The 20,770-nt window shown below is 64.1% G+C and carries 21 protein-coding genes; 10 read left to right on the plus strand and 11 right to left on the minus strand.

The genetic code is table 11. From position 1 onward, the window contains the following. Positions 1 to 14: 14 nt before the first annotated feature. The 4 genes from LCM4576_RS12590 to mnmE form a co-directional block, all read right to left on the minus strand. Positions 15 to 812: a ParA family protein gene (locus tag LCM4576_RS12590; protein WP_071032417.1), complete on the minus strand. Its 798-nt coding sequence runs from the start codon at positions 810 to 812 to the stop codon at positions 15 to 17. Next, the gene (rsmG, locus tag LCM4576_RS12595; RefSeq protein ID WP_071032387.1) at positions 809 to 1,471 is read right to left on the minus strand and encodes a 16S rRNA (guanine(527)-N(7))-methyltransferase RsmG; all 663 of its coding nucleotides are present in this window, start codon (positions 1,469 to 1,471) and stop codon (positions 809 to 811) included. The genes LCM4576_RS12590 and rsmG overlap by 4 nt, the downstream gene beginning before the upstream one ends. Next, a complete protein-coding gene (gene mnmG / locus LCM4576_RS12600; RefSeq protein ID WP_071032388.1) occupies positions 1,468 to 3,342 on the minus strand; it encodes a tRNA uridine-5-carboxymethylaminomethyl(34) synthesis enzyme MnmG in 1,875 nt (624 codons plus the stop codon). The genes rsmG and mnmG overlap by 4 nt, the downstream gene beginning before the upstream one ends. A gap of 224 nt (positions 3,343 to 3,566) precedes the next feature. Beyond that, positions 3,567 to 4,874 carry a tRNA uridine-5-carboxymethylaminomethyl(34) synthesis GTPase MnmE gene (mnmE, locus tag LCM4576_RS12605; RefSeq protein ID WP_071032389.1) on the minus strand — a complete coding sequence of 436 codons (1,308 nt, stop codon included), beginning with the start codon at positions 4,872 to 4,874 and terminating at the stop codon, positions 3,567 to 3,569. A gap of 128 nt (positions 4,875 to 5,002) precedes the next feature. Here mnmE and LCM4576_RS12610 point away from each other — a divergent pair, with 128 nt between their 5' ends. Beyond that, positions 5,003 to 7,018 carry a thioredoxin domain-containing protein gene (locus LCM4576_RS12610; protein ID WP_071032390.1) on the plus strand — a complete coding sequence of 672 codons (2,016 nt, stop codon included), beginning with the start codon at positions 5,003 to 5,005 and terminating at the stop codon, positions 7,016 to 7,018. Between the two features lie 167 nt (positions 7,019 to 7,185). Here the strand turns inward: LCM4576_RS12610 and rho are convergent, their stop codons facing one another. From rho to hemE, 3 genes are all read right to left on the minus strand, one after another. Then, positions 7,186 to 8,451: a transcription termination factor Rho gene (gene rho, locus LCM4576_RS12615; RefSeq protein WP_116397932.1), complete on the minus strand. Its 1,266-nt coding sequence runs from the start codon at positions 8,449 to 8,451 to the stop codon at positions 7,186 to 7,188. A 250-nt stretch (positions 8,452 to 8,701) separates the two neighbouring features. Then, the gene (hemJ, locus tag LCM4576_RS12620) at positions 8,702 to 9,229 is read right to left on the minus strand and encodes a protoporphyrinogen oxidase HemJ (protein WP_071032391.1); all 528 of its coding nucleotides are present in this window, start codon (positions 9,227 to 9,229) and stop codon (positions 8,702 to 8,704) included. Next, entirely contained in the window at positions 9,226 to 10,254 is a 1,029-nt protein-coding gene (hemE, locus tag LCM4576_RS12625; protein ID WP_071032392.1) for a uroporphyrinogen decarboxylase, read from the minus strand. The genes hemJ and hemE overlap by 4 nt, the downstream gene beginning before the upstream one ends. 494 nt (positions 10,255 to 10,748) lie before the next feature. Between hemE and LCM4576_RS12630 the strand changes: the two genes are divergently transcribed. From LCM4576_RS12630 to dnaQ, 5 genes are all read left to right on the plus strand, one after another. Further along, positions 10,749 to 11,570, plus strand: coding sequence for a pyruvate, water dikinase regulatory protein (locus tag LCM4576_RS12630; protein ID WP_071032393.1), 822 nt, complete (start codon positions 10,749 to 10,751; stop codon positions 11,568 to 11,570). 248 nt (positions 11,571 to 11,818) lie between these two features. Next, positions 11,819 to 12,418, plus strand: a complete 600-nt coding sequence (locus LCM4576_RS12640) for a Maf-like protein (protein ID WP_071032395.1) — start codon at positions 11,819 to 11,821, stop codon at positions 12,416 to 12,418. Next, on the plus strand, positions 12,411 to 13,247 hold the full coding sequence (locus LCM4576_RS12645) for a shikimate dehydrogenase (RefSeq protein WP_071032396.1): 837 nt from the start codon (positions 12,411 to 12,413) through the stop codon (positions 13,245 to 13,247). The genes LCM4576_RS12640 and LCM4576_RS12645 overlap by 8 nt, the downstream gene beginning before the upstream one ends. Then, positions 13,244 to 13,849: a dephospho-CoA kinase gene (gene coaE / locus LCM4576_RS12650; RefSeq protein WP_040986311.1), complete on the plus strand. Its 606-nt coding sequence runs from the start codon at positions 13,244 to 13,246 to the stop codon at positions 13,847 to 13,849. The genes LCM4576_RS12645 and coaE overlap by 4 nt, the downstream gene beginning before the upstream one ends. A 74-nt stretch (positions 13,850 to 13,923) precedes the next feature. Further along, on the plus strand, positions 13,924 to 14,631 hold the full coding sequence (gene dnaQ / locus LCM4576_RS12655; protein ID WP_071032397.1) for a DNA polymerase III subunit epsilon: 708 nt from the start codon (positions 13,924 to 13,926) through the stop codon (positions 14,629 to 14,631). 257 nt (positions 14,632 to 14,888) lie between these two features. Here the strand turns inward: dnaQ and secB are convergent, their stop codons facing one another. Both secB and LCM4576_RS12665 read right to left on the minus strand, forming a co-directional pair. Continuing rightward, positions 14,889 to 15,392 (minus strand): protein-export chaperone SecB, encoded by a 504-nt coding sequence (gene secB / locus LCM4576_RS12660; RefSeq protein WP_040986315.1) that lies wholly within the window; start codon positions 15,390 to 15,392, stop codon positions 14,889 to 14,891. A gap of 456 nt (positions 15,393 to 15,848) precedes the next feature. After that, positions 15,849 to 16,343 (minus strand): FxsA family protein, encoded by a 495-nt coding sequence (locus tag LCM4576_RS12665; protein ID WP_071032398.1) that lies wholly within the window; start codon positions 16,341 to 16,343, stop codon positions 15,849 to 15,851. A gap of 203 nt (positions 16,344 to 16,546) precedes the next feature. Between LCM4576_RS12665 and LCM4576_RS12670 the strand changes: the two genes are divergently transcribed. The 4 genes from LCM4576_RS12670 to LCM4576_RS12685 are packed head-to-tail and all read left to right on the plus strand — an operon-like array spanning position 16,547 to position 19,267. Next, entirely contained in the window at positions 16,547 to 17,254 is a 708-nt protein-coding gene (locus LCM4576_RS12670) for a Tim44/TimA family putative adaptor protein (protein ID WP_071032399.1), read from the plus strand. Positions 17,255 to 17,277: 23 nt separating this feature from the next. Then, on the plus strand, positions 17,278 to 18,381 hold the full coding sequence (locus tag LCM4576_RS12675; RefSeq protein WP_071032400.1) for a murein transglycosylase A: 1,104 nt from the start codon (positions 17,278 to 17,280) through the stop codon (positions 18,379 to 18,381). Beyond that, on the plus strand, positions 18,378 to 18,902 hold the full coding sequence (locus tag LCM4576_RS12680; protein ID WP_071032401.1) for a Smr/MutS family protein: 525 nt from the start codon (positions 18,378 to 18,380) through the stop codon (positions 18,900 to 18,902). The genes LCM4576_RS12675 and LCM4576_RS12680 overlap by 4 nt, the downstream gene beginning before the upstream one ends. After that, complete coding sequence (locus tag LCM4576_RS12685; RefSeq protein ID WP_041010012.1) at positions 18,899 to 19,267, plus strand: helix-turn-helix domain-containing protein; 369 nt, start codon at positions 18,899 to 18,901, stop codon at positions 19,265 to 19,267. The genes LCM4576_RS12680 and LCM4576_RS12685 overlap by 4 nt, the downstream gene beginning before the upstream one ends. A gap of 71 nt (positions 19,268 to 19,338) precedes the next feature. On the opposite strand, the gene LCM4576_RS12690 is transcribed toward LCM4576_RS12685, so the two are convergent. Next, complete coding sequence (locus LCM4576_RS12690) at positions 19,339 to 19,584, minus strand: hypothetical protein (RefSeq protein WP_071032419.1); 246 nt, start codon at positions 19,582 to 19,584, stop codon at positions 19,339 to 19,341. A 386-nt stretch (positions 19,585 to 19,970) separates the two neighbouring features. After that, positions 19,971 to 20,588 carry a transglutaminase-like cysteine peptidase gene (locus tag LCM4576_RS12695; RefSeq protein ID WP_071032402.1) on the minus strand — a complete coding sequence of 206 codons (618 nt, stop codon included), beginning with the start codon at positions 20,586 to 20,588 and terminating at the stop codon, positions 19,971 to 19,973. Positions 20,589 to 20,770: the final 182 nt, after the last annotated feature.

The following is a 20,770-nucleotide window of genomic DNA, read 5'->3' on the forward strand; positions in this document are numbered from 1 at the left end:
GCGGGTGCCGACGCTCAGGCGGCGCGCAGCTTGCGCTCGCGGCGGATCACCTCGGAGGCGAGCTGCAGATAGGCCTGGCTGCCCGAGCATTTCAGGTCATAGAGGATCGCCGGCTTGCCGTAGGACGGCGCCTCGGAAACCCKCACGTTGCGCGGGATGATCGTCTCGTAGACCTTGTCGCCCATATGGGTGCGCACATCCTGCACCACCTGATTGGCGAGGTTGTTGCGCCCGTCATACATGGTGAGCACGATGCCCTGGATGGTGAGGTCCGGATTGATCGTATGGCGCACCTGCTCGACCGTCTCCAGCAACTGGCTGAGGCCTTCCAGCGCGAAGAACTCGCATTGCAGCGGCACAAGAACGGAATCGGCTGCCGCCATTGAATTCAAAGTCAAAAGGTTGAGCGAGGGCGGGCAGTCGATCAGCACATAGCCGAACGGCGCTGACCGCTCGGCCGCGGCGCGCAGCGCATTGCGCAGCTTGAGCACACGGTCGGGCGCGGAAGCGATCTCCATCTCGATGCCAAGCAGGTCGAGCGTCGAGGGAATGATCGATAGGCCCGRCACCGCGGTCGGCACTGCGGCCGCCTCCAACTCCAATTCGCCTGTCAAGACATCGTATGACGAGGTGGTGCGGTCCTTGCGGTCGATGCCGAGCCCGGTGCTGGCATTGCCCTGCGGATCGAGATCGACGATCAGCACGCGCTCGCCGATCGCGGCCAGCGCCGTGGCCAGATTGATGGCCGTCGTCGTCTTGCCGACGCCGCCTTTCTGGTTGGCGACGGTGATGATACGCGGTGCTGTGCTCATGGGCCTATGCCAGTAATWCATTGCTGTTTCGCCGGGCGCAAATCGGTGATTTCAAGGATGACGCCATGTGGGTCGGTCATGCTCGAATATTCTACCAGATCGAAGGCCCAGCRGTGAGTGCTTTCTTCCACCTCGGCCCGGTAATCCCGGCCTTTGTGGAAAAGCGCGCGCGCCCCTTTGGTGAGCCAGGGCGCGGCCAGGTCAAGCAGGTCCGGCAGCGCCGCCAGCRCCCGCGCCGTGACGATTTCCGCTGTGGAAACAAGCGCATAACTGTCGTCTATGCGCTTGGCCAGAACGCGCGCAGGCAGGTTGAATTGGCCGATCACCGACTGCAGGAATGACGCCTTCTTGCGGTTGCTTTCGACGAGGTCGATCGAGGCGCCGGAACGCTCGGCCAGCAGGAAGCCAAGCACCAGTCCGGGAAACCCGCCGCCCGAACCGAGGTCGACCCATCGTGTCGCGGCGGGCGCGAGCCGCGCGAGCTGGGCGCTGTCCAGGATATGGCGGCGCCAGACGTCGTCCAGCGTCGACGGCGCCGCCAGATTGATGCTGCGATTCCATTTCAGGAACAGCTGTTCGAAGGCTTGCAGGCGCTCGAATGTTTCACGTGAAACCGGACCCGCTGCTTTTTGCAGGTCCGCCCAGGCCTCGGCACTCACGCCACAGACCTTCGCGCGGCGAGCTCGGCATTGCGGACATGCGCGACGATGATCGCAAGCGCCGCCGGCGTCATGCCTTCCATCCGCTGCGCATCGGCGATCGAGCGCGGCTGGCGCGTCTTCATCTTCTGCTTCAGCTCGTTTGAAAGTCCCGGCACATCGGAGAAGTCGATTGTCTCCGGGATGAGCCGCGACTCCTCATGCCGGATCTGCGCGACGTCGGCCTGCTGGCGGTCAAGGTAAACCGAATATTTCGCTTCCGTTTCGAGACGCTCGGCCGTCTTGGCGTCGAGCGCGGCGAAGCGCGGCTCGACGCGAGTGAGCCAGGCCATGTCGACGCCCGGATGCGCCAAGAGCTCATAGGCCGAGCGCCGCACGCCGTCCCGGTTGATCTCCAGCCCGAAGCGCGCCGCCTCGTTCGGCGTCCAGGTGACCGACTTGGCCAAGGCGCGCGCCTCGTCGAGCTTCCGCGCCATCCCGCCAAAGCGCTGCAGCCGCTCCGACGACGCGATGCCGAGCTTGTCAGCCAGCGGCGTCAGCCGCTCGTCGGCATTGTCGGCGCGCAGCGAAAGCCTGAACTCGGCGCGCGAGGTGAACATGCGATAGGGCTCGGCGATGCCACGGCTGGTGAGGTCATCGACCATCACGCCGATATAGGCTGCGGTGCGGCTGAGCACGACCGGYTCGCCCGCTGAGGCTTTCCGCGCGGCGTTGATGCCGGCGAGCAGGCCTTGCGCTCCGGCCTCTTCATAGCCCGTCGTGCCGTTGATCTGCCCGGCCAGGAACAGGCCGGCGACACGCTTCGTCTCCAGCGTCGTCTTCAGCTCGCGCGGATCGACATGGTCGTATTCGATCGCGTAGCCCGGCTGCAGCATGGTCGCCTTTTCGAGCCCGGGAATGGTCTTCAGGATCTCGAGCTGCACATCCTCCGGCAGCGAGGTCGAGATGCCGTTCGGATAGACGGTGTCGTCATCGAGCCCTTCCGGCTCGAGGAAGATCTGGTGGCCCTCGCGGTCGCCGAACTTGAYGATCTTGTCCTCGATCGACGGWCAATAGCGCGGCCCGACCCCTTCGATCGAGCCGGAATACATGGCCGAACGGCCGAGATTGGCGCGGATGATCTCATGCGTCGCCGGCATGGTCCGCGTGATRCCGCAATGGATCTGCGGATTGGCGATTGCGTCGGTCATCAGCGAGAACGGCACCGGATCCTCGTCGGCCGCTTGAGCATCCAGCGAGACCCAATCGATGGTAYGGCCGTCGAGGCGAGGGGGTGTTCCGGTCTTCAGGCGCCCAAGCTGAAAACCCGCGCGCCCCATCGTCGCCGACAGGCCCATGCTTGCCTGCTCGTTCATGCGGCCGGCGACGATCTTCTTTTCGCCGATATGAATCAGGCCCCGCAGGAAGGTGCCGGTGGTCAGCACCACGGCGCCACAGGCAAGACGACGATTGCCCGATATCTGAACGGCTGCGATCCGTCCGTCCGCGATTTCAAAGTCGAGAACCTCGCCTTCGATCACGTCGAGATTGTTCTGCTGCCGAATCGCTTCCTGCATGGCCAAGCGATAGAGCTTGCGGTCGGCCTGGGTGCGCGGGCCGCGCACGGCCGGACCCTTGCGGCGGTTGAGCAGGCGGAACTGGATACCGGCGGCGTCGGCGATGCGGCCCATCAGCCCGTCCATGGCATCGATCTCGCGCACGAGATGGCCCTTGCCGAGCCCGCCGATCGCCGGGTTGCAGGACATGACGCCGATCGTGTCGAAGCGCAACGTCACCAGCGCGGTCCTGGCGCCGGCGCGCGCGGCCGCACTTGCCGCCTCGCAGCCGGCATGGCCGCCGCCCACCACCACCACGTCATAGTGATCGGTCATTTTCCAAGAATCCACTTTCAGAGATGCGTTGACACATGTCCCCGACGGCGGCCCGTGTCAAGGAGAGGGTGGACCTCGTTTCACGTGAAACAATGAATGGCGGCCAGCCAACACATCTTTGAAGCGCTGGCGGGACAACGCCGCCGCGTTCGGATGAATCCAGTCAGCCGTTGTTTCACGTGAATCATCGGGCGCTCGCTACCGCCCGCATTGTTTCACGTGAATCACTTCCCAATGCAGAACTGCGAGAAGATGACGTCGAGCAGATCCTCGACATCGACCGCGCCGACGATGCGGCCAAGGCGCTCGGCGGCCAGCCGCAGCTCCTCGGCGCGCAACTCCTGGCCTTGCCCCGACAACGCCGCCCTCAGGAAATCCGTCGCCTCCCTGAGCAGCTCGACATGGCGCAGCCTGGACGGCAGGACATCGCCCGCACCGCCAACCGCAGCGGTTGCGCGGTCCCCGATCTCGGTCAGCAAGCGGTCCAGACCACTGCCGTCCTTGGATGAGATCACCAGGTCGTAACTGCCGGCGCCGGCATCGGCGATATCCGACTTCGTTCCGATTCTCAGCAGCGGAACCCCGCTTGGGACGCCACCGACCGAAACCGGGTCGGCCATATCTTCCAGCAGCAGGACCAGATCCGTCACCTCCGCTTTGGCGCGCGCCCGCTCGATCCCAATCGACTCCACCTTGCCCGCGGCGTCGCGCAGCCCGGCCGTATCGACAAGCCGCACCTTCAGCCCCTTGAGGTCCATGACGACCTCGAGCAGATCGCGCGTCGTRCCCGGCTCGTCGGTGACGATCGCCGCCTCGCGCCGCGCCAAGGCGTTGAACAGGCTGGACTTGCCCGCATTCGGCGCGCCGAGGATCACCACTTCGAAACCGTCCCGGATGATCTCCGCGGCCTTGAACCCTTCGATGTGCCGTTCGATCTCGCCGATCATCGCCGACACGTCCGACCAGACCGCCTCCGAAACGGAGCCCGGTACATCTTCTTCGTCGGCGAAGTCGATCTCCGCCTCGATCATGGCGCGGGCATGGATCAGCCGACGGCGCCAACTTGAGTAGAGTTCGCTCTGCGCGCCTTCGGCGTTGTGCACCGCGAAACGGCGCTGCGCCTCCGTCTCCGCATTGACCAGATCGGCCAGCGCTTCCGTCTCGACCAGATCCAGCCTGCCGTTGAGAAAGGCGCGCCGGGTGAATTCCCCGGGCTCGGCGTGCCTGACACCTTCAAAGCTGGTGATCGTCTCCAGCATCTTGGCAGCGACCGCGCGGCTGCCATGGACCTGGAACTCGGCGACGTCCTCGCCAGTGAAACTGCCGGGACCCGGAAAGAACAGCACAAGCCCGTGGTCGATGGTCGAGCCCTCCGCCGCCCTGAGCGCCCGCAAATTGGTAAACCGATCCTTAACCGGTYCGGCAATCGTTTCGACCACGAATCGAGTCATCGGACCRGAAACGCGGATGACCGCGATGCCGGYGGGCAGGCGGCCGCTGGAAAGCGCTGCGATCGAATCCTTCGAAGCCATTGGCGAAATCATTTGCCGGACCTGCCGAACCGCCTAGATTAGAAGATAGAGCATGTCGGCCGCTTCACATCTTTCGGCACCATGCTCCAGCCTTTGYCCCATCAAACCCGAATGCAGAGCCGCCCATCGTGACCTTGCCCGCGCGAAACCTGCTTGCCGAAGAGGCCAGCCCCTATCTGCGGCAGCACAGCGACAATCCAGTCCATTGGCGCGGCTGGTCGCCGGCAGCCCTTGYCGAAGCGAAGGAGCTGGGCCGGCCAATCCTGCTCTCCATCGGCTACGCCGCTTGTCACTGGTGCCATGTCATGGCGCATGAAAGCTTCGAGAACGACGCCGTGGCGGCCGTCATGAACCGGCTCTACGTGAATATCAAGGTCGATCGCGAGGAACGGCCGGACATCGACCAGATCTACATGGCCGCGCTCCACGCCATGGGCGAGCAGGGCGGCTGGCCGCTGACCATGTTCCTGACGCCCGACGGCAAGCCCTTCTGGGGCGGCACATACTTTCCAGGCGAGGCGCGTTACGGGCGGCCGGGCTTCATCCAGGTGCTGGAGGCTGTCGACAAGGCCTGGCGCGAAAAGCAGCAAAGYCTCGCCGAAAGCGCCGACGGGTTGACCGCCCATGTCGAACAGCGCCTGGCTGGCRCAAAAGGCAGGGCGGGGCTCGATCGTGACACGCTCGCCGATCTCGCYGGGCGCATCGACGRCATGATCGACCGCGACCTCGGCGGGCTGAAGGGCGCGCCGAAGTTCCCCAACGCGCCCTTCATGCATACGCTCTGGCTGTCCTGGCTGCGCGACGGCCAAGCCGCACATCGCGACGCGGTGCTCATCAGCCTCGAAAAAATGCTCGCCGGCGGCATTTACRATCACGTCGGCGGCGGCCTCAGCCGCTATTCGACCGATGCCGAATGGCTGGTGCCRCATTTCGAGAAGATGCTTTACGACAACGCCCAGCTCATCCGCCTGTGCAACTGGGCCTATGCCGCGACCGGCAACGACTTGTTCCGGGTGCGAATCGAAGAAACCGTGGACTGGCTGCTGCGCGAGATGCGGGTCGAAGGCGGCGCCTTCGCCGCCAGCCTCGACGCCGACAGCGACGGCGAGGAAGGGCTCTTTTACACGTGGAGCCGGGACGAGGTCGAAACCGCGCTCGGCGACGCCGCGTCGACTTTCTTCCGGTATTTCGAGCTGGCCGCCCCGCATGGCTGGGAAGGCAAGCCGATCATCCGCCAGAACGAGGCGCAGCAAAGCCAGGGCATTGCCGACTATGGTCAGCTCGCGCCACTGAAAGCGAAGCTGCTCGCTGTCCGCGAACAACGGGTGAGGCCCGGCCGCGACGGCAAGGCGCTCACCGACTGGAACGGCTTGATGATCGCGGCGCTCGCCGAAGCGGGCCGCTCCTTCGAGCGGCCCGACTGGATCGAGGCCGCGGCCAAGGCTTTCGGCCATATCGTCGAGGCGAGCCAGGATGGCCGCCTGCCGCATTCCATGCTCGGCCCGAAGAAACTCTTCCCGGCCTTGTCCAGCGACTATGCCGCCATGACCAACGCAGCGATCGCGCTGTTCGAAGCGACCGGCGATCCCGCCTATTCCGATCGCGCCAGGCACTTCATCGCCGAGCTCGACCGCTGGCACCTGGACGCGGACAAGACCGGCTACTGGCTGACGGCATCGGACAGCGGCGATGTGCCGRTCCGCATCCGCGGCGACGTGGATGAGGCGATCCCCTCAGCCACCAGCCAGATCGTCGAGGCGCTGGTTCGGCTGTCCTCGCTCACCGGCGACCTCGATCTCTGGGACAAGGCGTGGACAACCGCCGAACATGCCATGGGCCGCGCCGCGCAACAGGCCTACGGCCAGGCCGGCATCGTCAACGCCTGCGCGCTAGCGCTCGAGCCGTTGAAGCTCGTCATCATAGACAAGCCAGAGTCCCCAAGTCTTGTTCCGGTTGCGAATCGGAATCCGGACCCGCGCCGGGTTGACATCGTCGTGCCGATCGGTACGGAAGCGAATCGACCTTTGTTGCCCGGCGGCGTGCTGCCGCCGAYGGACAAGCCGGGCGCCTGGTTCTGCAGCGGACAGGTCTGTCTGCCGGTGGTGACGGATGCGGAGGCGTTGGAGAAGTTGCTGCGGCGATAGCGCCTTCCCTTCTCCCCTTGTGGGAGAAGGTGGATCGGCGCGAAGCGCCGAGACGGATGAGGGGTGTTCCAGCGGAGTGAGACGTCGGCTTTCCCTGGAGCACCCCTCATCCGTCGCCTTCGGCGACACCTTCTCCCACAAGGGGAGAAGGGGAAGYGCCCCTCCAATCACGTATTCATCGAATCGAAGAAGTCGGCGTTGGTCTTGGTCTGCTTGAGCTTGTCGATGAGGAACTCGATCGCATCGGTCGTGCCCATCGGCGCGAGGATGCGGCGCAGCACGAAGATCTTCTGCAGGTCCGCGCGCGGCACGAGCAGGTCCTCCTTGCGGGTGCCGGACTTGAGGATGTCCATCGCCGGATAGATGCGCTTGTCGGCCACCTTGYGGTCGAGCTGGATTTCGCAGTTGCCGGTGCCCTTGAACTCTTCGAAGATGACTTCGTCCATGCGGCTGCCGGTATCGATCAGCGCCGTCGCGATGATGGTGAGCGAGCCGCCTTCCTCAATGTTGCGGGCGGCGCCGAAGAAGCGCTTCGGGCGCTGCAGCGCGTTGGCGTCGACACCGCCGGTCAGCACCTTGCCCGATGACGGCACGACCGTGTTGTAGGCGCGGCCGAGGCGGGTGATCGAATCCAGAAGGATGACCACGTCGCGGCCGTGCTCGACCAGGCGCTTGGCCTTCTCGATCACCATTTCGGCCACCTGCACGTGGCGCGCCGCCGGCTCGTCGAAGGTGGACGAGATCACCTCGCCCTTCACCGAGCGCTGCATGTCGGTCACTTCCTCGGGACGCTCGTCGATCAGAAGCACGATCAGGTAGCATTCCGGATGGTTGGCGGTGATCGAATGGGCGATGTTCTGCATCAGCACCGTCTTGCCGGTGCGCGGCTGCGCGTTGATCAGCGCGCGCTGGCCCTTGCCGATCGGCGCGACCAGGTCGATCACGCGCRGCGAGATGTCCTTCGAGGTCGAATTGTCGACCTCCATCTTCAGCCGCTTGGTCGGGTAGAGCGGCGTCAGATTGTCGAAGTGGATCTTGTGCCGGATCTTTTCCGGATCGTCGAAATTGATGGTGTTGACCTTGAGCAGCGCGAAATAGCGCTCGCCCTCTTTCGGGCTACGGATCGGTCCTTCGACCRTATCGCCGGTCTTGAGCGAAAAGCGCCTGATCTGCGACGGCGAGATATAGATGTCGTCGGGACCCGGCAGGTAGTTGGCGTTGGCCGAGCGCAGGAAACCGAAACCGTCCTGCAGCACCTCGACGACGCCGTCGCCGATGATCTCGATATCCTGGGCCGCGAGCTTCTTCAGGATCGCGAACATCAGCTCCTGCTTGCGCATCACGCTGGCGTTCTCGACCTCGAGCGATTCGGCATAGGCGATCARCTCTGGGGGCTTCTTGTTCTTGAACTCTGCGAGTTTCATTTCTTGCATTAGATAGACTCTGGGTAGGCTTTGGGGAGAAAAATCGGCTGAATACGACAAATGCCGGGCGCGGCCGAAAGCGAGTAAAAGGGGCGGCGCATGACGGGAAGGAAGACCCGTCTTTTATCGTCGGTCGCCTGAAAGAGCAAGCCGCCTTTTGCGGATCCTGGCGGGTCGGGAGAAGCTGAAGCGCGGTCCCGAACCGGAGGTCAGCGAACGCAAACGGAGACCGGTTCCCGGAGAGGACCACGCTCCCGGTCTAGAACGGCTTCACGATGACCAKGATGACGATGACGATCATCAACAATGTGGGGATCTCGTTGACGATCCGCCAGTGCCTCGCCGGTTTTTCGTTCTTGTCCTCGGCGAATTTCCTGACCGCGGCGGCGAGATAGCCGTGCAGGCCCGACAGGACGAGCACAAGCGCGATCTTGGCGTGCAGCYAGCCGCCCTCGAAATGGAAGATCTTCCAGGCCATCCAAAGCCCGAACACCCAGGTCACGATCATCGCCGGATTGATGATGCCCCTGAGCAGCCTTCGCTCCATCACCTTGAAGGTCTCGGACTGCACCGAGCCTTTCTCGGCATCGGCGTGATAGACGAAGAGCCTGGGCAGATAGAGCATGCCGGCCATCCAGGCGATAACCGCGATCACATGGATCGCCTTGGCCCAGGGATAAAAACCCTCGCCGGCGGCGAAATAGAGAAGCGCCGTCAGCACGACGARCACGGCAATGCCGATCACCATGCGCTTCATCGCCTGACCGGTGCTGTTTTCATTGCTCATCGATGGCTCCTCACCATTTTGACCATCGCCTCGACATGCGCCACCGGCGTTTCCGGCGTGATGCCATGGCCGAGATTGAAGATCAGCGGCCCGCCACCCAAAGTCCTCAGGATCGCATCGACGCCCTCGGCCAGTGCCTTGCCGCCGGCCACAAGACGCAGCGGATCGAGATTGCCTTGCACCGCGCCGTCACGCTGCAAGTCCTTCGCCATCGACAGCGGCACGGTCCAGTCAAGACCGAGGCCGGCAATGCCGGTCTTTTTCCTGTAGTCGCGATAGCGCTCACCGGCGCCTTTCGGGAAACCGATCACCGGCACATTCGGGTGGACCGCCTTCACCTGCCGCACGATCTCGGCCACCGGCTCGACGCAGAAAGCCTCGAAAGACGGCTCGTCCAGCACACCCGACCAGGAATCGAAAATCTGCACCRCATCGGCGCCGACCTCGATCTGGCGAATCAGATAGGCAGCCGAATGATTGGCCAGTGTCTTCAGAAGCCGCGCGAAGGCCTCGGGCTCGCGATAGGCGAAAAGCCGGGCAGGTCCCTGGTCGGGCGTGCCGTGTCCGGCGATCATATAGGTCGCCACCGTCCAGGGCGCGCCGCAGAAGCCGAGCAGCGTCGTCTCGCCGGGCAGTTTCACGCGCAACCGGCGCACGGTCTCGTAGACCGGTTCGAGATTCACGTGAAACATATCGCCGTTCAGCGCCGGAATCTCGGCCGCCGAAATCGGCTTCAGGACCGGTCCGCGGCCCTCTTCGAAACGGACATCCCGGCCAAGGGCATTGGGCACGACGAGAATGTCGGAAAACAGGATCGAGGCATCGAAGCCGAAGCGTTCGATCGGCTGCAGCGTCACCTCGACGGCAAGGTCCGGATCATAGCAGAGATCGAGGAAGGATCCCGCCCGCTTCCTTGTCTCGCGATATTCCGGAAGATAGCGGCCCGCCTGGCGCATCATCCAGAGCGGCGGCGGTGAAACCGTCTCGCCCTTGAGGACGTTGAGCACGATCCGTTTCCCAGCCATCCAGCGCTGCCCTCTCCTACAGCGCCGCGCGTCCTTAGGCGCGCAAAGGACGCTGTAGCGCTTTCATTTAGCGCATGATCCTTTCCGAACCTCCGGTTCGGGGTCATGCGCGCCCTCTTAAATCAAATATCTATTTTAAAAGAGTCTTCTGATTCTAAGAGTCTGTTGGTTGTGATGATTGCGACCTGTCCAGCCTGCGGCCTAAAAAGGCCAGTCAGCATATTGTCGCGTACTCGCTTTCGCAATTTGGAGGGTTCTGGGGACGAAGCGGATTCAGGCTTTGCAGTCAAAAGCTTGGGCTTTCCGTTCCAAACGCCGTGTTGTGGATGAAACCGGCCAAGAAAAGTTGATCCCCGGTTTTGTCCCCAGCGCCGCGACAAAGCCTACAGCGGGTCGAATTGTGGACAAGCGGCCATCTGATACAGTCGCTTTCCTACCCAAGGCCGGACCATCCAGCCTTGTCCACAATTGCCCACAGCCTGGACCCATCCCCTGTGAACAAACCTCAGAGCTTCTTCCATTTGCATCTGATCTCAGACGCCACCGGTGAAACCCTGCTGGCGGCCGGCCGCGCGGCGTCCGCGCAATACAAGGACGCGCGCGCCATCGAGCATATCTATCCGCTGATCCGCACCGAGAAGCAGATCGCCAAGGTCTTCGAGGACATCGAGGAGGAGCCCGGCATCATCCTCTATACGGTCGTCGACCAGAAGCTGGCGCGCTCGATCGACGAGCGCTGCGCGGCCATGGGGCTGCCCTGCGTCTCGGTGCTGGAACCGGTGCTTGCCGTCTTCCAGTCCTATCTCGGCACGCCGGCCGGCCGCCGTGTCGGCGCCCAGCACGTGCTCGACGCCGAATATTTCCGCCGCATCGATGCGCTGAACTTCACCATGGAGCATGATGACGGCCAACTGCCGGCCAATATGGACGATGCCGATATCGTGCTGATCGGCATCTCGCGCACTTCGAAGACGCCGACCTCGATCTATCTCGCCAATCGCGGCATCAAGACCRCCAACATCCCGATCGTGCTCGGCGTGCCGCTGCCCGAAAGCCTGATTGCCGCCAAGACGCCTTTGGTCGTCGGCCTGGTCGCCACGGCCGAGCGCATCTCGCATGTGAGGCAGAACCGCATCCTCGGCAACAGCGCCGCCTTCGTGCCGACCGACTATGTCGACCGCGCCRCCATCAACGAGGAGCTCGCCTATGCCCGCCAGCTCTGCACGAAACACGGCTGGCCGATGATCGATGTCAGCCGCCGCTCCATCGAGGAAACGGCCGCGGCCATCGTTGCCCTGCGGGGGAAGACGCGGTAGGGCAAGCGACATAAGTGAGCACTCTGTCCAGCACCCCTCATCCGTCCGAGCTTCGCTCGGCCACCTTCTCCCACAAGGGGAGAAGGGAAGTCCTGCGCCACCGCCGCAGCAAATCGCCGTCTGGTAGTATTTGCGGGACGCCGGCGTCGCRCTCTTCTTTCTCCCCTTGTGGGAGAAGGTGGATCGGCGCGATAGCGCCGAGACGGATGAGGGGTGCTGGACGGATCGCAACCGTTGGATGAACCATCATGCCCGAAAAGATCATCCTCGCCTCCGGCAGCCCATTCCGAAAAACCATGCTCGTCAATGCCGGCCTCGACATCGAGGCGGTGCCGGCCGATGTCGACGAGCGTGCGCTCGAGGCTCCCCTGAAGGACAGTGGCGCCTCGCCGGAGGACGTCGCCTCGATCCTGGCCGAGGCCAAGGCGACCGAGGTCAGCGAACGCAGGCCGGGCGCGCTGGTGCTCGGCTGCGACCAGACGCTGTCGCTGGGCGACGAGATCTTCCACAAGCCGGCCGGCATGGAAGGCGCTCGCCGGCACCTGCTCGCGCTCTCGGGCAAGACGCATCAGTTGAACAGCGCAGCCGTGCTTTGCCGCAATGGCGCGGTGCTGTGGCRCCATGTCGGCGTCGCCAGCCTCACCATGCGCAAGCTCGATCCCGCCTTCATCGGTCGGCATCTGGCCCGCGTCGGCGCCAAGGCGTTGGGGAGCGTCGGCGCCTATCAGATCGAGGGCGAAGGCATCCAGCTGTTCGAGAAGATCGAGGGCGATTATTTCACCATCGTCGGCCTGCCGCTCCTGGCGGTGCTGAAGGAGCTGCGCGACCTGGGAGCCATCGATGGCTGAGAAACGAGCCTTTGTCACCGGACATCCGATCGCCCATTCGCGCTCGCCGAAGATCCACGGCTACTGGCTCAAGCAATACGGCATCGACGGCAGCTATGAAGCGATCGACGTCGCGCCGGCGGATTTTGCCGCTTTCCTCAAATCTCTTGGCAAGGACGGCTATCGCGGCGGCAATGTCACCATCCCGCACAAGGAGGCGGCGTTCGCCGGCGTCGCTCGCCGGGATCACGCGGCCGATGAAATCGGCGCCGTCAACACATTGTGGTTCGAGGATGGTCTCCTCTGGGGCGGCAATACGGACGGTTACGGCTTCGCCGCCAATCTCGATCAATATGCGCCGGGCTGGGCGGTCAATGGCCCGGCCGTGGTTTTGGGTGCCGGCGGCRCCTCCCGCGCGGTCATCCACGCGCTGAAGGAGCGTGGCATCAAGGACATCCGCATCGTCAACCGGACGCTGTCGAGAGYCGAGGAGCTCAGCCGCCACTTCGGCCCCTGCGTTTCGGCGCATGGTGCGGGCGCGGTCGGCGAGCTGCTCGGCGATGCCGGCCTGCTGATCAACACCACGGCRCTCGGCATGCATGGCGATGCGACGCTGTCGGCCGATCCGGGAGGCTTGCCGGACCACGCCATCGTCACCGACATCGTCTATGTGCCGCTGGAGACGCCTTTGCTCGCCGCCGCCAGGGCGCGCGGCCTGAAAACGATCGACGGTCTCGGCATGCTGCTGCATCAGGCGGTGCCAGGCTTCGAGCGCTGGTTCGGCCGCAAGCCGGACGTCACGCCCGAATTGCGGCGCATGATCGTCGCCGACATCGAGGGCCATCGATGATCGTGCTCGGCCTCACCGGATCGATCGGCATGGGCAAATCGGCCACGGCGAAAATGTTCGCCGAGGCCGGCGTGCCGGTGCATGATTCGGACGAGACGGTGCATCGCCTTTATTCCGGCAAGGCGGCGCCACTGGTCGAGGCGGCTTTCCCCGGCACGACCGAGGCAGGCGTGGTCGACCGCGTGAAGCTGGCGGGCCAAGTGCTCGCCGATCCGGCCGCGCTGAAGAAGCTCGAGGCGATCATCCATCCGCTGGTGCGCGCCGACGCCGATGCTTTTTTGGAAAAACACCGCGCCGCCGGCGCGCCRCTCGCCCTGCTCGACATCCCGCTGCTGTTCGAGACCGGCGGCCGCAACCGCGTCGACAAGGTCGTGGTCGTCACCGCCTCGCCCGAAATCCAGCGCGAGCGTGTGCTGGCGAGGCCGGGCATGAGCGAGGAGAAGTTTTTGTCGATCCTCGCCAAGCAGGTGCCCGACGCCGAGAAGCGCCGCCAGGCCGATTTCATCATCGACACCGGAAATGGCTTCGAGGCCGCGCGGAAAGCGGTTGGGGCCGTCATCGGCGAATTGACGGGGGATAAGTCCGGCCGGCATGGTTCCTGACGTTAGCYGGCAGCACTCCCCATTGCCATTTTGTTCTGGTTTGTGATTCTGCTCCCAGGAGCGGATTGATTCGAATGCGTGAGATCATCTTCGATACGGAAACCACCGGCCTCGATTTGCGCGAAGACCGCATCATCGAGCTCGGCGGCGTCGAGCTGGTCAACCGCTTTCCGACCGGCCGCACCTTCCACAAATTTATCAATCCGCAAGGCCGCGCCATCCATGCCGAGGCGCAGGCCGTGCACGGCATCAGCGCCGCCGATCTGGTCGGCAAGCCGACCTTCGCCGAAATCGTCGAGGAATGGCTGGACTTCACCGACGGCGCCAAGCTGATCGCGCACAACGCCACCTTCGACCTCGGCTTCCTCAACCTCGAATACAGCCGGCTCGGCCATCCATCCATCGATCCCGGCCGCATCATCGACACGCTGGCGCTGGCGCGCCGCAAGCACCCGATGGGCCCGAACTCGCTCGACGCGCTCTGCCGGCGCTACGGCATCGACAACACCCGCCGCACCAAGCACGGCGCGCTGCTCGACTCCGAATTGCTGGCCGAGGTCTATATCGAGCTCATCGGCGGCAAGCAGGCGGCGCTGGTTCTGGAAACCGTGGCGGTGCAGATGAACGGCGCAGGCGAGGTGGCCGATATCGACATCTCGATCGGCCCCCGGCCCATCGCCCTGCCGCCGCGCTTAAGCGAAGCGGACCGCGCGGCGCATGCCGGGCTGGTTTCGACGCTGGGTGAGAAGGCGCTGTGGCTCAAGGTGGCGACCGCAGGCTGAGTAGCCTATCGGCTAAGTAGCGATCCTTCGCGCCCCCCTCTGCCCTGCCGGGCATCTCCCCCACAAGGGGGGAGATCGATGTCACGCCGGCTTTCGTCAATCTCAAACGTTGCAGGATGGCCGGCGCGCCGAAGCTGCTAATCTCCCCCCTTGTGGGGGAGATGGCCGGCAGGCCAGAGGGGGGCGCTGTCCCGCCGGCATCTCCAACAAAAAAGCCCGGCGCGAAGCCGGGCCCTTGATGGCTGTGGCGATGGGTCTCAGCTCACCTGGACCTTGCTCGCCGCGGCCTGGTCCTCGGCAATCCTCTGCTGGAACATCTGCGCGAAGTCGATCGGGTCGAGCATCAGCGGCGGGAAGCCGCCATTGCGGGTGGCGTCGGCGATGATCTGGCGGGCGAAGGGGAACAGGAGCCGCGGGCATTCGATGAAGAGCAGCGGCAGCATGTGCTCCTGCGGGAAGCCCGAGATGGCGAAGACGCCGCCATAGACGAGCTCGACATTGAACAGCACTTCCTGATCGAAGGAAGCCTTGGCGTTCAGCGTCAGATTAACGTCGAACTGCTTGTCCGAGAGCGGGTTGGCGTTGACGTTGACATTGATGGCGATGCCCGGCGCCTTGTCGCGGCCGCGCAGCGAATTCGGCGCGCCGGGGCTTTCGAAGGACAGGTCCTTCACATATTGCGCAAGCACATTGAGCGAGGGCTGGTTCTGCGTTCCGTTGCCGTTGGCGGCGCCGGTCGCGGCGTCATCGTTGCTGGCCATGAGCCTTGGTCCTTTTGCCTGGGCAGCATTGCTGACCGGATTGAAATCGCGGGTTCGCTACCATGGCCTGCCGGACAAAACAAGTTTTGCCGCCTCTGTTCGGCGGCAGGTCTTGCTGCAAGTTTTCCGTTCATTTGCGTGAAATCAGCGCAAATGCCGGGGATTGGTTGAAGCCGCCCTCCCAACCTCGTCATTCTATGGCGGAGCAAGGAGCGAAGCGACGCAGCGCAGACCATAGAATCCATTCCGTGACTTTGAAGCGCCGCTGCGGTGCAGAATTCTGCTCCGTTGCACGCCGTGGCGAAGGGAACGGCATGGATTCCAGGGTCTTCGCGACGGAGCTTCGCTCCTGCTTCGCCCTGGAATGACGACCGCGATGGGCGTTCCGGCCAATCTCCAGCGCATGGCACTTGCCAACAACGCAAACAGAGCCGGCCRGTCAACCCCTGTCCGGGACTAATCGTTCTTCAGCCGCCGCCACGGCGAATTGTGGTCCGGCCGCTTCGGATAATCGTCGCGCGAATAGTCGCTGTCGTCGAGATCGATGACGGTGTCGCGCCGGCGGGCCGAAAAGCCGCTCGAGAAGCTGGTTGCCATGACGATGCGGTTCTTGAGCAGGCGCCAGGCGAAGTCGCGAACCGGCGGCAGCAACAGAAGAATGGCGAAGATGTCGGTGATGAAGCCCGGGATGATGAGCAGGATCGCCGCCAGCACGATCATCGCCCCATGCGCGAGCTGGCGGCTGGGATCGCGCCCGGCATCCATTTCCGTGCGCACCCGCGTCATGACGCCGAAACCCTGATGCCGAAGCAGCAGGCTGCCGGCGACGCTGGACAGGAGCACCAGCCCGACCGTCGCCAAGACGCCGATTTCGCGRCCGACGACGACGAAGCCGGCGATCTCCAGCAGCGGCAGCAGGAGCAGGAACAACGGGATGAAGGAAATGCGCAAAGTCTCGACCGATCGCTTTCTTCTTTTGCGGCGCCCGCGGACAATCGCCGCTGGCCTTGGCGCCTTTAGATAGGTATGGCTGCCTTTGATTTGAATGATAGCGCCTGCCGTTCTATATGCTTTAGGTGTTGAACGCTATGCGACCGCGGTCCCCGAGGGRTTACGCCGGTCCGGCAAGGACAGGGTTCGAGTTGGCGGAAAATATGGGTTTCTTCGACTTCGGCACGATTTTCTTTTTGATTGCGGCGGTTGTGATCTTTTTCCAGCTGCGCAACGTGCTCGGACGTCGCACCGGCAACGAGCGCCCGCCCTTCGATCCCTACTCCGCCACCCGCACGCGCGAGGCCGACGCGGCGCAGAAGCCCGAAAATGTCGTGTCGCTGCCGCGCAAGCGCGCGCCGGGYGAACCCGCGGCCGAGACCTATGCCGAGATCGACGCCTTCGCCAAGCCGGACACCGATCTGAACAAGGGCCTGCGCACGATCAAGGACAACGATGCGTCCTTCGATCCCAAGACCTTCGTCGACGGCGCCAAGATGGCCTATGAGATGATCGTCATGGCCTATGCCGACGGCGACCGTAAGACGCTGAAGAATCTCCTGTCGCGCGAAGTCTATGACGGCTTTGTCGCCGCGATCGGCGAACGCGAGGCGAAGTCGGAGAAGATCCAGTCCTCCTTCGTCGGCATCGACAAGGCCGACATCGTCGCCGCGGAGATGAAGGGCTCGRAAGCGCATATCACGCTGCGCGTCGTCTCCGAGCTGATCTCGGCGACCCGCGACAAGGCCGGCGCCGTTATCGATGGCGATCCGGAGACGGTGGCCGAGGTCAAGGATGTCTGGACCTTCGCCCGCGACACCCGCTCGCGCGACCCGAACTGGARGCTCGTCGCCACCGAAGAAGAAGACTAGATCCAGGCGGCGGGGCCCCAGTCGTGCCGCTCTCTCCCATTTTCAGCGAAAAATCTTTTGATGACCTGCCGGGCTGGAGCGAGGATGACCATGCTGCGGCCTTTGCCGCGTTCCGCCGCTCCGCCTTCCACGCCTCGGTAAAGCCCTATCGCACCGGATCGCTCGGCGTCGACTTCAACGCCTTTGCCGAGGCCTATGCCGAGGCGCGCGCCATTTCGGCGCCGAATCGGTTGCAGGCACGATCCTTCTTCGAACGGCATTTCGTGCCGATGCTGGTGAGGGGCGAAAACGGCTGGGGTCTCGTGACCGGCTTCTATGAACCGCAGGTCGAGGCCTCGCCGGTCAGGACGGAGCGGTTTGTCGTGCCGTTGCTGTCCCGCCCCGCCGACCTGATCGACATCGACGACGACAACCGGCCGGCCGGCATGGATCCTTACCTGGCCTTCGCCCGGCGGACGGATGATGCTCCCGTCGAATATTTCGACCGCGGCGAAATCGAGCGCGGCGCGCTTGCCGGCCAGAACCTCGAAATCGCCTGGCTCGCCGAGAAGGTCGACGCCTTCTTCGTCCATGTGCAGGGCGCGGCGCGCCTGAAGATGACCGACGGCAGGCTCTGCCGCGTCACCTATGCCGCGAAATCAGGACAGYGCTTCACCGGTCCGGGCAAGATCTTGAGCGAGCTCGGCGAGATCCCGCTGGAAAAAGTGACGATGCAGTCAATCCGCGCCTGGTTCAAGGCGCATCCCGACCGGGTCGACGAGATCCTCTGGCAGAACCGCTCCTATATCTTCTTCCGCGAAGCCGCCGTCGACGATGCGGCGCTCGGGCCGATCGCCGCAGCCAAGGTGCCGCTGACGCCGGGGCGCTCGGTCGCGGTCGACCGCCTGCTGCACACTTTCGGCATGCCCTTCTATATCGACGCGCCGACGCTCACCGCCTTCGACGGAAAACCGTTCCGGCGGCTGATGATCGCGCAGGACACCGGCTCGGCGATCACGGGACCCGCGCGCGGCGACCTCTTCGCCGGCTCCGGCGACGCAGCCGGCGAGATCGCCGGCGTGGTCCGCAACGCCGCCGATTTCTATGCGCTGGTGCCGCGCGCGCTTCTGGGTGGAGCAACCCGGTGAGCCGCCGCGACGATCATCTCAGCGACGATGACCGCATCCTGTGGAACCTGGTGGCGCGCTCGGCCCGGCCGCTGAAAGGCAAGACCGCCGTCGAGATTCCCGACATCGTCGAGCCGAAACCGGAGCCGCCGCGACCTRCCGCCAATGGCGTTCCGGCCGCTGCCGTTAAGCCGAAGACGCCGCATGTGGCGCATTCGCTCGACGACCAGACGCTGCACAAGCTGAAGAAAGGCCGGCTGCCGATCGAAGGCCGCGTCGACCTGCACGGCATGACGCAGGACGAGGCCTATTCGCTGCTGCTCACCTTCCTCAACCGCGCGCATGCCGGCGGCATCCGCTATGTGCTGATCATCACCGGCAAGGGGTCGTCCTCGGGCGGCGACGGCATCCTGCGCCGCGCCGTGCCGGCCTGGCTGTCGACGCCGGCCTTCCGCCATCTCGTCTCCAGCCACGATCACGCCGCGCGCAACCATGGCGGCTCGGGGGCGCTCTATGTGCGGCTGCGGCGGACACGCCCATGACCCCGTTCGGCGAGAGGCTCAGGGCACTGCGCGCCGAGCGCGGGGTCAGCCAGAAGGCGATGGCCGAGGCGATCGGCGTCAGCGCTGCCTATCTTTCGGCGCTCGAGCACGGCCGCCGCGGCGCGCCGACCTGGACGCTGATCCAGAAGATCATCGGCTATTTCAACATCATCTGGGACGATGCCGAGGACCTTGCCCGGCTCGCCGAAAGCTCGCATCCCAGGGTCAGGATCGACACGTCCGGCCTGTCGCCGGCGGCGACCGAGCTGGCCAACCTTCTGGCCGAAAGCATCGAGAAGCTGGATGAGGCGGAGTTGCGCCGCCTCAGCACGTCGATCCGCACGGCACTCGGCCGTCCTCTATAATCCCGGCCTCAGGCGCAAGCGGATCGCGATTGTCCGCAGGCGCTGGCTCGACTCCATCTGAACTCTTGAGATCAGGGCTTGCCGGCGCCTTTGGTGCTGCCGCCATTGGGGCTGCCCCGGCCGCCATTGTCGTGATCGCCGCCGCGACCGTGCCCGCCGATGCAACTCGCGTCGCCGGCGCCACAGCAATGGCCGCTCCACAGATCATTAAGGTTTTTCTGGGCGCAGCTTTTGACGGTCTCGTCCGCCAGGGCCGATCCGGTCAGGGCCGACACCGCGACGGCGGCAAGTAGGATGTTGCGCGGGAAAGCAGTCATTGAGGTCTCCATGGTTGGGTTTGCCATTCACGGCTATGTGTCGCCGGCTGAACGGAATCGGTTCATGGAGCCGCCTGAAAATTTTCGGAGGCGGTTACGGGCTTTTTGTTGTCATCGGCCTTTGCAATGTGCGGCTACGACAGATCGGTCGTCATTCCAGGGCGGAGCAAGGAGCGAAGCGACGCGCGCAGACCCTGGAATCCATGCCGTTACGCCAACGCTTTGCAACGGTTACAGAATTCTGCACCGTTGCACCTACGGTAAGGGTCACGGCATGGATACTCGGGTCAAGCCCGAGTATGACGACATCACGTAGGGATTCGCTTCGCCACCCACCGCGGAAGGAGATAGAGCGCTCGTGAAGAAAGCAGGGCGCCCAGCTCCGCCTACTGCACCGATCCGACCAGCACCGCCTGGCCGTCGCGGATCGAGACCCAGCGTCCGGTGTTGTCGATCGCCTGGCGCTTGAGGAAGCGGTAGCCGGTCGCGTCCCAGGCTTTGACCTTGTCGGTCAAATTGTCGAGGATGTAATCGCCCTTGTCGGTGCGCACCGTCAGCACCGAATGGCCTTCGCCATCGGGCTTGCGCACGACGGTTATCAAAAGGTCGGCCAGCGACATGCCCAAGCGATAGAGCTGGCGCCGCTTCTCCAGCACGTAGTCCTCGCAATCRCCATAGCCGTCGTCCGGATAGGCCCAGACTTCGTCCTTGCCATAGTGATCGAGATCGCTCATCGGCTTGACGGCGGCGTTGACCTTGGCGGTCACGGTGATCAGCCGGCGCCACAAACCATCCGTCATCTTGGCCGGCTCGAGATCGGCCGGATGTATGTTGCATTCGTTCGGACGCGATTTGCAGAAATCATAATGGCCGATCGGCTGCGACGTCAGGCCGCCCGTGGCCATCGCGCCCGCCGCCCAGGCCGGCACCGCCCAGTGCGCAGAGATCGCCAGTCCTGCGACTGCGCACAAACGCAGAATCCGCGTCATCGCTGAGGAAGTCATCGCCCCCGCCCTGTTCTTTATTAACGAAACGTTAAAGGCGATATACAGTCCGTGTCAATTAGAGACGACGGTTCGTTTGACGGCATGGTTACCTGGACGATCCCGTAGCGGCACTTTCGCAACAGAGGCACCGGCGCAACACCGGCGGCCGCCGTCTAGCGGCGGAACGGAAGTCCGCTCCA

It is taken from the genome of Mesorhizobium sp. LCM 4576 (assembly GCF_001854815.1).
Taxonomy (GTDB): domain Bacteria; phylum Pseudomonadota; class Alphaproteobacteria; order Rhizobiales; family Rhizobiaceae; genus Mesorhizobium; species Mesorhizobium plurifarium.

Coding starts and splice junctions, on each gene's coding strand:
- LCM4576_RS12685 (WP_041010012.1), top strand. CDS start 18,899: ATGACCCCGTTCGGCGAGAGGCTCAGGGCACTGCGCGCCGAGCGCGGG.
- LCM4576_RS12690 (WP_071032419.1), bottom strand. CDS start 19,584: ATGACTGCTTTCCCGCGCAACATCCTACTTGCCGCCGTCGCGGTGTCG.
- dnaQ (WP_071032397.1), top strand. CDS start 13,924: ATGCGTGAGATCATCTTCGATACGGAAACCACCGGCCTCGATTTGCGC.
- secB (WP_040986315.1), bottom strand. CDS start 15,392: ATGGCCAGCAACGATGACGCCGCGACCGGCGCCGCCAACGGCAACGGA.